The organism is Phaeocystidibacter marisrubri, assembly GCF_008933165.1.
Lineage (GTDB): Bacteria > Bacteroidota > Bacteroidia > Flavobacteriales > Schleiferiaceae > Phaeocystidibacter > Phaeocystidibacter marisrubri.
Window position 1 is genome coordinate 45,994 of the sequence record NZ_WBVQ01000001.1, and the last position, 12,586, is coordinate 58,579.

Annotated in this window: 11 protein-coding genes; 8 read left to right on the forward strand and 3 right to left on the reverse strand. The window is 46.1% G+C overall.

Annotation, left to right across the window (positions count from 1 at the left end):
- Positions 1 to 7: 7 nt before the first annotated feature.
- Positions 8 to 2,326 carry a type I DNA topoisomerase gene (gene topA, locus F8C82_RS00225; protein WP_151691430.1) on the reverse strand — a complete coding sequence of 773 codons (2,319 nt, stop codon included), beginning with the start codon at positions 2,324 to 2,326 and terminating at the stop codon, positions 8 to 10.
- Between the two features lie 216 nt (positions 2,327 to 2,542).
- Between topA and miaB the strand changes: the two genes are divergently transcribed.
- The 8 genes from miaB to groL all read left to right on the forward strand — a co-directional run bounded on the left by miaB (position 2,543) and on the right by groL (position 10,166).
- Positions 2,543 to 4,006 carry a tRNA (N6-isopentenyl adenosine(37)-C2)-methylthiotransferase MiaB gene (gene miaB / locus F8C82_RS00230; RefSeq protein ID WP_151691431.1) on the forward strand — a complete coding sequence of 488 codons (1,464 nt, stop codon included), beginning with the start codon at positions 2,543 to 2,545 and terminating at the stop codon, positions 4,004 to 4,006.
- Positions 4,003 to 4,407, forward strand: coding sequence for a hypothetical protein (locus F8C82_RS00235; RefSeq protein ID WP_151691432.1), 405 nt, complete (start codon positions 4,003 to 4,005; stop codon positions 4,405 to 4,407). Before miaB ends, F8C82_RS00235 begins: the two co-directional genes overlap by 4 nt.
- Entirely contained in the window at positions 4,404 to 5,657 is a 1,254-nt protein-coding gene (locus F8C82_RS00240; RefSeq protein ID WP_151691433.1) for a sigma-54 interaction domain-containing protein, read from the forward strand. Before F8C82_RS00235 ends, F8C82_RS00240 begins: the two co-directional genes overlap by 4 nt.
- Positions 5,657 to 6,160, forward strand: a complete 504-nt coding sequence (locus tag F8C82_RS00245; RefSeq protein WP_151691434.1) for an LptE family protein — start codon at positions 5,657 to 5,659, stop codon at positions 6,158 to 6,160. The genes F8C82_RS00240 and F8C82_RS00245 overlap by 1 nt, the downstream gene beginning before the upstream one ends.
- Before the next feature lie 2 nt (positions 6,161 to 6,162).
- Positions 6,163 to 7,635, forward strand: coding sequence for a hypothetical protein (locus tag F8C82_RS00250; protein ID WP_151691435.1), 1,473 nt, complete (start codon positions 6,163 to 6,165; stop codon positions 7,633 to 7,635).
- A gap of 30 nt (positions 7,636 to 7,665) precedes the next feature.
- Positions 7,666 to 8,028, forward strand: coding sequence for a preprotein translocase subunit SecG (gene secG / locus F8C82_RS00255; RefSeq protein WP_151691436.1), 363 nt, complete (start codon positions 7,666 to 7,668; stop codon positions 8,026 to 8,028).
- A 169-nt stretch (positions 8,029 to 8,197) separates the two neighbouring features.
- Positions 8,198 to 8,485 carry a co-chaperone GroES gene (locus F8C82_RS00260; RefSeq protein ID WP_151691437.1) on the forward strand — a complete coding sequence of 96 codons (288 nt, stop codon included), beginning with the start codon at positions 8,198 to 8,200 and terminating at the stop codon, positions 8,483 to 8,485.
- A gap of 49 nt (positions 8,486 to 8,534) precedes the next feature.
- Entirely contained in the window at positions 8,535 to 10,166 is a 1,632-nt protein-coding gene (gene groL, locus F8C82_RS00265) for a chaperonin GroEL (protein ID WP_151691438.1), read from the forward strand.
- A gap of 85 nt (positions 10,167 to 10,251) precedes the next feature.
- Here the strand turns inward: groL and F8C82_RS00270 are convergent, their stop codons facing one another.
- Positions 10,252 to 11,550 (reverse strand): peptidoglycan DD-metalloendopeptidase family protein, encoded by a 1,299-nt coding sequence (locus F8C82_RS00270; protein WP_151691439.1) that lies wholly within the window; start codon positions 11,548 to 11,550, stop codon positions 10,252 to 10,254.
- A gap of 3 nt (positions 11,551 to 11,553) precedes the next feature.
- A complete protein-coding gene (locus F8C82_RS00275; RefSeq protein ID WP_151691440.1) occupies positions 11,554 to 12,519 on the reverse strand; it encodes a tryptophan 2,3-dioxygenase family protein in 966 nt (321 codons plus the stop codon).
- Between the last annotated feature and the right edge of the window lie 67 nt (positions 12,520 to 12,586).

Genomic DNA, 12,586 nt, shown 5'->3' on the forward strand with positions numbered 1-12,586 from the left:
AAGCTGACTATTTTTTCTTTTTAGGAGCTTTTTTCTTCGCTGGTTTCTTTTCGCCCGCTGCTGCAATGATCTCTTTTGCTTCTTCTAAAGTGATGGCTGCGGCATCAGTGCCTTTCGGAATTCTGAAGTTGCGTTTGCCACTCTTGAGGTACGGGCCATAAGGTCCATTCAGTACTTCAATCTTGGTCTCTCCGTCTACAAGCTCCTTGATGTTTCGGTTGGCCTGTTGTTCGCGCTTCTCTTCAATCAGCTGAATCGCCGTTTCCAAATCAACAGTTAGTGGATTGAGATCGTCTTTGAGTGAAGCATACGTCTTTTCGTGCTGAACGTATGGGCCAAATCGTCCAATGGCAGCTTTGATCGGCTTATCCTTGTATTCACCAACTACTCGAGGAAGTTTAAAGAGCTCGAGGGCATCGTTCAATTCGATAGAATCGATGTGCATGTCTTTTGGGATCGAGGCGAACTGCGGTTTCTCTTCATCGTCGGCGTCGCCCATTTGAACCATGGGGCCATAACGGCCTACTTTGGCGTAGATAGGTTTGCCTGAGTCAGGGTGCTGCCCGAGCAATCTTTCTCCGCTTGCACGTTCGGCTCCCGCCGCATCTTCAATCTTGGCGTGAAATTGTCCATAGAATTGATTGAGCATTTCAACCCATTCTTCATTGCCTTCTGCAATGCGGTCAAATTCATTTTCAACATTGGCCGTAAAATGGTAGTCCATCACAGAGTCGAAGTGCTCTACAAGGAAGTCGTTCACCACCATGCCAATATCGGTTGGAATCATCTTGCCCTTATCTGCACCTGTTCGCTCTTGGTTAGTCACCACTTCAATAGTACCATTCTCAAGAGTGAGTTGCTGATAATCGCGAAGCTCGCCTTCTAAGTCCGACTTTTCTACATACCCTCTCTTTTGAATGGTAGAGATGGTAGGTGCGTAGGTAGAAGGACGACCAATCCCCAATTCTTCGAGTTTCTTTACCAAACTCGCTTCTGTAAAACGAGGAGGGTGCTTGGTGAATCTTTCGGTAGCTGTGATGCTCTCTGCGGATAGTTTCTCGTTGAGTGTTAAACGCGGGAGCATGTTCTTTTCTTCAACTTCTTCGTCGTCTGTACCTTCTAAATAGGCACGAAGGAATCCGTCAAATTGAATCACCTCTCCCTTTGCAACGAATTGGTAAACGGCTCCATTCACTTCGATGTGCGCGGTGGTTCGTTCCAATTTGGCATCGGCCATTTGTGAGGCGATGGTTCTCTTCCAAATGAGATCGTACAATCTCTTTTGTTGACGATCGGCTCCGGCGGCGTGATTGGCCATGCTGGTTGGGCGGATGGCTTCGTGTGCTTCTTGAGCTCCTTTGTTTTTATTGCTGTATTGACGCGTGTGGCTGTATTCTTCTCCGTAGTAGGAAGAGATTTCAGCTTGCGCGGCGCTCAATGCATCTTGAGATAGGTTCACACTGTCGGTTCGCATGTAGGTGATCATACCACTTTCGTACAAGCGTTGGGCAACCGACATCGTCTGACTCACAGAGAAACTCAATTTTCTACTCGCTTCTTGTTGAAGGGTAGATGTAGTGAACGGTGGTGCGGGAGTGCGTTTGGCGGGTTTCGTCTCTAAATTGACGATGCTCATGTCCGCCGTTTTGCACGTTTCGAGGAAAGCCATGGCTTCTTCCTCTTTTTCAAAACGGTGGTTGAGTTCCGCTTGGAAGATGTCGCCGTTGTTGTTCTTCATCTGAGCAACTACCCGGAAACTGTTCTTGGTCTCAAAGTTTCTGATTTCGCGTTCGCGCTCTACAATGAGACGAACACTCACACTCTGAACTCTACCAGCACTCAAGCCTCGGCGAACCTTTTTCCAAAGGACTGGAGATAGTTCAAACCCCACCAAGCGATCAAGAATTCGACGCGCTTGTTGAGCGTTGACCAAGTTGGTGTCAATTCTACGAGGGTTTTCTACCGCACGTACAATCGCTGTCTTGGTGATTTCGTGGAATACAATTCGATTGGTGGTTTTTGGGTCGAGGTCTAGAGCTTCCGCTAGGTGCCATGCAATAGCTTCCCCTTCGCGGTCTTCATCGGAAGCGAGCCATACGGTTTCTGCTTCCTTTGCCATTTTCTTTAACTTCTTCACTACATCGCGTTTCTCTTTGGAAACTTCGTAGATCGGCTTGAAGTTATTTTCAATCTCAACACCCATTCCCTTCGAAACGAGGTCTCGTATATGGCCAAAACTCGACTCCACTTTAAATTCCTTTCCCAGGATTTTTTCAATGGTCTTTGCCTTGGCAGGTGACTCAACTATTACGAGATTTTTGGACATGCGTTCCTTGGTTTAGGTAAGGTGACCGTTACTGTCTTGCGCGTACAAAGTAAAGGACAAATTTTTTTTGGAGGCAATTTATATGCTCCTCGGTTTAGAATTGACCTACTCTATACGTTTTCCACTTCACTTTCGTTCATCAACTGTTGCTGTCATTTTGACAGATAGAGCGGGCATATTGCTTACATTTGCACAGCACTATGAAAATGTGATTCGATGATGCAAGAAAACAACCTCGAAGAAAAGACCATGGATGAGGGTCGCCAAGGCGAAGCACTCATTATCGAGGGACAAACGAACGGCAAGCGCAAACTCTACATTGAGAGCTACGGTTGCCAAATGAATTTTTCAGATTCTGAAATCGTTGCTTCTATTTTAGATAAGCAAGGATATGAGACGACTGGGAATATGGAGGAAGCAGACCTCGTTTTGCTGAATACGTGTTCCATTCGAGATAAAGCAGAGCAAACGGTGAGAAATCGCCTCGCGAACTTCAATACCATTAAGAAGGAACGTCCAGATATGCGCATTGGCGTGTTGGGCTGTATGGCTGAGCGCGTGAAAAGCAAACTATTGGATGAAGAGAAGTTGGTAGACCTTGTTGTTGGGCCAGATGCCTACCGCGATTTACCAAACCTCTTGGAAGAGTTGGACGAAGGTCGCAAAGCGGTGAACGTGATTCTTTCTAAAGAAGAAACCTACGACAACATCGAGCCAGTGCGCTTGGGTGGAAATGGGATTACGGCCTTCATCTCTATTATGAGAGGTTGTGATAACATGTGTACCTTCTGTGTGGTTCCTTTTACTCGTGGTAGAGAACGCAGTCGCGATCCTCAAACTATTTTGGAAGAGGTGATTGATCTTAGAGATAGAGGGTACAAAGAGATTACACTCCTCGGACAAAATGTGGACTCCTATTTATGGTATGGAGGAGGCTTGAAGAAGGATTTCGACAAGGCTTCAGACATGGCGAAGGCTACGGCCGTTTCTTTCGCCGACTTACTGGGTAAGGTGGCAGAAACAGCTCCTGAAATGAGAATTCGATTCTCTACCAGTAATCCACAAGATATGACGGATGACGTTTTGCACGCCATTGCGAAATACGACAACATCTGTAATTACATTCACTTGCCTTTCCAGTCGGGAAGTTCACGTGTATTGGAATTGATGAACCGCGGACATACACGCGAGCAATATCTCGATTTGATTCGTCGCGTGCGCACTATCATTCCTGACTGTGGGATTTCTCACGATATCATCGCTGGTTTCCCAACCGAAACGGAAGAAGATCACCAAGAGACGTTGAGCTTGATGAAGGAAGTTCAATTCGATTTTGGTTACATGTTCTTCTACAGCGAACGTCCAAACACTTATGCGGAGCGCAAGATGGAAGATGATGTTCCACTGGAGGTGAAGAAACGTCGCCTTCGCGAAATCATCGAACAACAAAATCGCGATGGACAGGCTCGTATGGAGCGTTTTGTAGGAACCGAACAGGTCGTTTTGGTGGAGGGGTTTTCGAAGAAATCAGACCAAGACCTATTTGGTAGAAATGACCAGAACAGTGTAGTTGTATTTCCAAAAGAAGATTACCGCGCTGGAGATTTGGTGAGAGTTAAAGTAAATTCATGCACCTCAGCAACCATGATTGGTGAGGCGATTGAACTCGTTCGTAGATGAGAAGTATATTGACGATGTTGGCCCTCGTTTTGGGGCTTGGGGCCTTTGGTCAAGTTCAATCTGAAGATGGAACGTGGCACGACGATAGTCTGTCTTTTGTCGTTCAGTCTGAACAGATAAAGAAGTTTGGAGAGTTATCGATTTGCGTTTATCACATCGGTAAAGAAATGTGCATCGATAATCTCGTCACTCCCTTTGAAGTATTGATCTATAACGAAAACGACAACTTGTTGTGGACTTCCATGTGGACAGGTATGTACACGGAAATGAAGTTCAAGAAGGCCTTTCCTTCAGCCAAGTATGTCGTGATCCGTTCAACGCGAGACTTTGTTATTAATATAAACACGGGGACCCGCATTTATACGGGGAAACCTCTAGAGTTGAAATACGACGTACGATGAACGTACAAGAAGTCAAGCAACGCTTTGGATTGATTGGTCGCTCACCAGGTTTGGACAGAGCGGTGGTGAAGGCGATTCAAGTAGCGAACACCGATATTTCAGTGTTGGTTACAGGAGAAAGCGGTGTGGGTAAGGAATCGATACCAAAGATCATCCACCACCTTAGTCACCGCAAGCACGCGCCTTACATCGCAGTTAACTGTGGGGCAATTCCCGAGGGAACGATCGATTCAGAATTGTTTGGTCACGAGAAAGGTTCCTTTACCGGTGCAACGTCATCGCGAAAGGGATACTTTGAAGAAGCTGATGGAGGTACCATCTTTTTGGATGAAGTAGGGGAGCTACCGCTGCCTACACAAGTTCGACTTCTTCGTGTTTTGGAAACAGGTGAATTCATTCGTGTGGGTTCATCAAAAATTCAAAAGACGGATGTTCGTGTGGTTGGGGCAACCAACGTGGCAATGATGGAAGCCATTCAGCGAAATAAGTTTCGCGAGGATTTGTACTACCGTTTGAATACGGTTGAAATTCACCTTCCGCCATTGCGAGAACGCACAGAGGATATTCACCTCTTGTTCCGCAAGTTTGCGATGGATTTTTCAGATAAGTACCACATGCCAACGGTTCGATTGAGTCCAGAGGCGGTGAAAGTTCTAGAAGAGTATCGCTGGCCGGGTAATATTCGCCAGCTGAGAAATTTGGTAGAACAGATTTCTGTAGTAGAAGGCGATCGAGAATTGGACGCAGCTACGCTGAAAGAGTACATTCCAGACATTACGGCCTCTCGCTTGCCAATGCGCTTAGAAGATGCTTCTGGTGCATCGGGTAAGGGTAGTGATTTTAGTTCCGAGCGCGAAATTCTGTACAAGGTTTTGTTTGATATGCGTCAGGATATCACCAACTTGAAACAACTCGTTTCTGAGTTGATTCGAAAAGGCGATTTGGGAACAGTCCAAGCGGACCATCCGCAATTGGTTCGAGAGATTATCGGAGGCAACAACGAAGACTCGTTCCGAGATTTTGGTGATAGTTATGTTCCAGTGATTGAAAAACCGAGCGAAATACTTCGCCAGGAATTTGAGGACACAGAAACGGTAGAAGACGAGAACCTTTCCCTTCAAGATAAAGAGGTGGAATTGATCAAAAAGGCGCTCGAAAGAAATAGAGGTAGAAGAAAGGATGCCGCTGAGGAACTTGGAATCAGCGAGAGAACTCTTTACCGCAAGATCAAACAATACAACCTCACGTAATGCGAAAGTTACTCTACACTTTGGTTTTTGCGCCACTTCTGTTTTTGTCGGGCTGTACCGGAGGTTATTCTTTTACCGGTGGAGATATTGGGAATGCCAAAACCATTTCGGTGGCTATTTTTCCCAACTACGCCGAATACGTAAACCCACAATTAAGTCAGACTTTCACGGAGCAACTACGTCAGATTTTCGTTCAACAGACTTCTCTGTCCATGATTTCATCGGGAGGAGATTTGCATTTTGAGGGATCTATCGTTGGCTATTCGATTAGTGCAAAAGCGGCAACGACAACCGAAACTACGTCGCAAAACCGCCTTACCATTAGTGTGAACGTTATATTTACCAATAATCTCGACCCTGATAAGAGTTTCGAGCAGGTGTTCTCTCGCTTTCGTGATTTCCCAGCTGATCAAGATTTCAGCTCGGTTGAAGCCGCATTGGTAGAGCAGATCAATCAAGAACTTGCCGAGAATATTTTTAACAGGGCACTAGTGAACTGGTAAAAGTGAGAAGGGAAGATTTACAAGTTTGGTTAGCAGATCCTGCATCTATTGATGCGCAGGCTACCCTTGCTTTGGAAAACGCACTGAAGGACTTCCCGTATTCCGCTATTTTACATCAGCTATACTTAAAAGGTCTTCAAAATCAGCAGAGCTATTTAGCAACGGCTCAATTGAAGAAGACTTCCATGCTCACGGGGAATCGTGGCGTGTTGATGGAATGGGTAGAAGGAGAGGATGATCGATCTCCATTGGAGGTTCCAGAGGCAGCGAAATCCATCCATAAGCCCGCAGTTAACAAGCCATCGTCCAAGCCTGAACCTCAAACGGTAAGTCAGCCCGAACGCAAACCTCAAGATGAGAACTCGGTTTCAAAACCTCCCGTGGATGTTCAGCCAAACGTGGAGAAAGAACTGAAAGCTCCTTTGCCGAAGCCAGTTCAACCCGCTTCTAAACCTGCCGTCCATGCAAAGCCAACTGTTCTAGGTGATGATTTGAGTCACCTTCCTGAACGCGTTCGTGCCATCGTTGAGAAGAGTCGCAAACTGCAATCGGAATACGGTCATCCACATGAGACGGACCCGAAGTCGGAAGAATCGGTTGCAAAAACCGAGGATGTAGAAGAAGCTGTTGAATCTCCAATAATAGAGGACGTTCAAGACGAGCCAACAGAGGTTGCTGATACCATTGCTCTAGCAGACCAACGTCCAGAATCGGAAGAGTCGGCTGCTGAGATCGTGCAAGAGGAGAAATCATCTGAAGATGTAGAAGAGCCTCAAGAAGAAGTTTCAGCAGGGACACCCCTTGATTTGAGTGCCTTGGGAGCTTTGCCTCCATTGGTAGATGTCTCTTCTAAAGAGGAAGTAGAAGAAAGCGAACCTGTACAGGCAGAGCCAGAAGAGAGAATCTTTGCACGTCCCATTGTTTTAGACGATTTGACGGGAGATTCTCAAGAGGAAGATGCCATGGAAGAGTTGCTGTCCTCATCTGTAGAGCTTGACTTCGTTTCTTGGCTCAAGCAGAAAAATCAACATGAAGACGAAACCGTAGCCGATGCACCGGCTTATGAATTCGTGATGTTGCCAGAAGAAGAAGTGGAAACTAAGAAGCCTGCAACTGAACAGAAGCAGGAAGAAAAGCACACTGAAACTCGTTCAAATAAGGCGGAAGAACGCGCGCTTAAGATGGATTTAATCGATAGGTTTATTCAAGAACAACCCAAGATCAAGCCCGTTAAGCACGTTGATCACCCTTCTAAGTCAACCTCGGTGTCCAAACCGCGCATTGATGTTTCGGCCATGGGAAGTGAAGTAGGAGACGATTTTATTACAGAAACACTTGCTCAAGTATACAGGCAACAAGGGGCATTGGAAAAAGCCCTGAGTGCTTATGAAATTTTACGTTTGAAATATCCTGAGAAAAGTAGTTTCTTTGCAAACCAGATTTCCGAGCTGCGAAGGCAGATTAAGAAGTCGTGACACAACAAGACAAGATCTAAGACTTTAAATATGACACTGTTAGTAACTATCCTCATCATCCTCGTATGCCTTCTTTTGATTGGCATCATTTTGATCCAGAAGCCAAAAGGCGGCGGATTGGGCGCTTCTTTTGGAGGTTCAGCCAACATGTTGGGTGGCGTTCAAAAGACCAACGAGTTCTTGGACAAAGCAACTTGGGGATTGGCAACTGCGTTGTTGGTACTCGTTTTGTCTACCAATATTACAGGTGCAGGTACATCATCTGAAACTCAATCAAACATCCCAGCCCAGTCTGAAATGGAAATGGATGCAGGGACGTACGACGGAGCTACTCAAGGCGTTCCTTCAGCTAGTCCAGTTCAGCAAGACCTTGAAATGCCTGAAGGTGAATAAACTCATTTGACAGAGTACTGTCACTTAAAAAATGCCATCCTGACACAGGGTGGCATTTTTTTTATGCCTAGACTGACAATTGCAGCACGGTAATGGGCTTGGCATATTTTGTGACTTATTGCGAGCAGTAAAACAAAAGAGGTCTAACCCAAATAAAATCGATTCCAACATGGCAGACTTTGGCATCCGCCCCATTGCAGGAACAAAGAACAGAGTAGTTGTAGAACCTGCAGAAGCTGAAACAAAAACAGCTTCGGGAATCATTATCCCGGACACCGCAAAAGAAAAACCACAACAAGGTGTAGTTCGCGCAGTAAGCGAAGACGCTGAAGATGGTAAGCCTACAGTAAAGGCGGGTGATCGTGTATTGTACGGCAAGTACTCTGGTACGGAGTTCAAGTACGAAGGTGCAGATTACCTCATCATGCGTGAGTCAGATATCCTAGCGATTATCTAATTCACCCCCTCATTAATCATTGAAAGTTAAATTCCAATAATCAAGGAAAATGGCAAAGAACATCGACTTTGATGTAACTGCTCGCGACGGAATTCGTCGTGGTGTAGACGCATTGGCCAATGCTGTTAAAGTAACCCTCGGACCAAAAGGTCGTAACGTGGTTATCGAAAAATCATTTGGCGCTCCAACCGTAACAAAAGACGGGGTGAGTGTGGCTAAGGAAATTGAATTAGAAGACAAGCTTGAGAACTTAGGTGCTCAGATGGTAAAAGAAGTAGCGTCTAAAACTGCAGACCTTGCAGGTGACGGTACAACTACTGCTACGGTACTCGCTCAAGCCATCATCAACCACGGTGCTAAAAACGTGGCTGCAGGTGCCAACCCAATGGACCTTAAGCGCGGTATCGACAAAGCGGTTGAAACTGTTATTGCTGAATTGAGAAAGTTGAGCCAAGAAGTTGGTGACAACAACGAGAAGATTGAGCAAGTAGCAACCATTTCTGCAAACAACGACCCTGCTATCGGTAAGTTGATTGCTGAAGCGATGGCTAAAGTGAAGAAAGAAGGTGTAATCACTGTTGAAGAAGCAAAGGGTACCGATACGTACGTTGACGTAGTAGAAGGTATGCAATTCGACCGTGGGTATTTGTCGCCGTACTTCGTAACGGACACCGATAAGATGCACACCGAAATGGAGAACCCACACATCTTGATCTACGACAAGAAGATCAGCACGATGAAGGAGTTGCTTCCAATTCTCGAACCCGCTGCACAAAGCGGTCGCGGTTTGGTGATTATTGCTGAAGACGTGGAAGGCGAAGCCTTGGCCGCTCTAGTAGTGAACAAACTACGTGGTGGTTTGAAGGTGGCTGCTGTTAAAGCTCCAGGCTTTGGCGATCGCCGTAAAGCGATGTTGGAAGATATCGCTATCCTAACCGGTGGTACCGTGATTTCAGAAGAGCGTGGATTCTCATTGGAGAACGCAACACTGGACATGTTGGGTACGGCTGAGAAAGTGGATATCGACAAAGACAACACTGTGATTGTAAACGGTGCAGGTAATAAGTCGGATATCACTGCTCGCGTGAATCAAATCAAGGTTCAAATTGAAGATACTACTTCAGATTACGACCGTGAGAAGTTGCAAGAGCGTCTTGCTAAACTCGCTGGTGGTGTTGCTGTTCTTTATGTAGGTGCAGCTTCAGAGGTAGAGATGAAAGAGAAGAAAGATCGCGTTGACGATGCACTTGCTGCAACTCGTGCTGCTATCGAAGAAGGTATTGTGCCTGGTGGTGGTGTAGCATTGGTTCGCGTGAGTGGAGCCCTAGAGAATTTGAAAGGCGACAACGACGATCAAACTACAGGTATAGCTATCATTTATCGCGCAGTTGAAGAACCACTTCGCCAGATTGTGGCAAATGCCGGTATGGAAGGTAGCGTTGTAGTAGCGAAAGTGAAAGAAGGCGAGGGCGACTTCGGTTTCAACGCGAAGAATGATGTTTACTGCAACATGTATGAAGCAGGTATCATCGATCCAACTAAGGTTACACGTGTAGCTTTGGAAAACGCAGCTTCTGTTGCGGGTCTCGTATTGACTACCGAAGCAGCAATCACAGAAATCCCTAGCGATAACGACGGCGCTGCCGGAGCTATGGGTGGTGGTATGCCTGGCATGATGTAAGATCACATCCCTAGAATAGAAAAGGGCCATCTCATTGAGGTGGCCCTTTTTATTTGGTGTCGATTTGAACTGAAATCGTCTGAAGTTATCGCGATGCGACCTCTCTGTTTCTAGTTTTGAGTATGGTCAATGCGTCGAGTTCTTCTTTCAAAGGTTCCATGATGGCCATGAAATGTGGTCGGATGGACTCGGCAATAGGTTCTGCATCCGGAAGTTTCTCTCTCAGTGGATCTACTTGCTGCCCGTTCTTCCAAAAGCGGTAACATACATGGGGGCCAGTTGCCAATCCCGTAGATCCAACATATCCAATGACATCTCCCTGACGAACTCTGTCGCCAACATTTACCCCTTTAGCAAATCGGCTCATGTGCAAATACTGGGTAGTATAAACGGAATTGTGTTCAATCTTCACGTAGTTTCCATTCGCACTAGTATAAGCTCTTCGAATAACTCTTCCGTCTGCAGTGGCGAGAATAGGCGTTCCGGTAGGTGCGGCGTAATCGGTGCCCAAGTGAGCCTTCCAACGCTTTTGAACGGGATGGAAACGTCGTTGGGTGTATCTGGATGATATACGGCCGAATTGAAGCGGAGCTCGCAAGAATGCTTTTCTCAAACTCTCGCCCGTTTCATCGTAATACTCATAGGTGCCATAGGTAGAATCTAAAAAGCCAAAAGCGTATTCATCGTCTCCCATGTGATTCAAGTTCGCCGCGATGATTTTGCCTGTGCCTACAAAGATGGAGTCGTCGATGTACTCTTCTTCGAAAATAACACGGTAGGTATCCCCTGCTTGAATGCGAAAGAAGTCGATGGTCCAAGCGTAAATCTCAGAAAGTCGGACTGCGAGTACAGGACTCACATCTTGTTCTTGAAGCGATACGTATAAACTTCCTTCAATAACACCAGCTACTTCACGTCGCTTTACCGTAACCTCACGCACTCCAGCTTTGGCCCAGATAGAGTCTTGAAGGTGGAATACAACGTAATCCGTGAGCGATTTTTCATAGATGAAGTATTCCGCAGTAGCAGCAGAGTCGTTACGGCGAAGGACTGCGTACGATTTATCCACTTGGAATCGACGAACGTCGAATACGGAATCAGAAGCGGTTACGATTTTGTGGACTGCCAAGCTAGGGATGCCATAGCGATCGAGGATTAATCCAAAGGTCTCGCCTGATTTAATCGTATTCTTCTCCACCGTGAGGCCGGTCATATCAATGCCGTAAAGCGTTGGAGTCTCTATCGGCTCAGTAACTGCAAGCTCGTTGAGGTTTTCTTCCACCTCCACGCGCTCAGGTACCAGTTGAATACTAATAACAATGGCCGTAATCGTTACCAGACCTGCAAGGATGGCAAATCGAATGGTCTTCTTTTTCCACTTCATGAATTACTTCGCCTTCAAGTCGTTTAGGACGTCGTTTACCCAACCGCGACCCCATTCTTCTTTTTCGTGATCGGTCCAGATTTCTGGATAAAAAATTCGCTTTTGGAAACGTGGAGGGAGGTATTTCTGCCAGTTGGTTCCACCTGTAGCTCTTACATCGCCGTCTTGTTTGGCGAGGTAACGAACGGCAGAGCGGTAGTGCTCCAAGGGCCAGTTGATGTTCACGTTCACGTCCAACTGCTTCAACTCTTTAAGAAGGGTCTCATTTTGGCGATCTTCTTCACTTAGGGAGAGGTAGCGTTGCCAAAGCGTTTGACCTTTCCAACGTCTACCCATTCGAATGAGTTCATCGCTGTATTTCTCTTCAAATTGACGAAGTGTAAGCGTTTTTTCTCCGCTCTCAGCAATAGTAGCACCGTCTTGCCAGTAGATGTCTTTGTACATCTCTTCTGTGGAAGAGTCGGCGTTGTATTTTTCGCGTTTGCCAGATTTTACCAAGCGGATAAAATCAGTACTCGCAATCTCAATCATGCGGTATTGAACGCTTTGGAAACCACTTGCTGGAATCAATGCCATTCGGAACTTGAGGAATTGCGCTCGGTCCATTCCTTCAACCATTACATTAAAACTGTGCGTGAGCACTTCAAAGTAACGGTTGATGCGGCGAACCTTCTCCGTCAAGAATTCCACGGTAGGGTTATCATTTCCCTTTACTTGCTTCAATTCATGCAAACTCAGCTTGAAGTAAAGCTCAGTGATTTGATGATACATGATGAAGATTTCCTCGTCAGGAATGGGCGTGCGAGGAGTTTGCAAGCTCAATAACGTATCGAGGTGAATGTAATCCCAATACGTGATATAATCGGCGTATAGTAGACCGTCCAAAAAGGCGATGAGCTCCTGACCAGAAGCTTGATACTTCTCAGAAAGTTTTTCGATACGATCCTTCAGATCTGCGCTGAATTCCATAGTTCTGTACAAGTGATTTCGGCGAATGTACGAACTTTTACGCCCTTCTACCACGTGGATAGAAGGG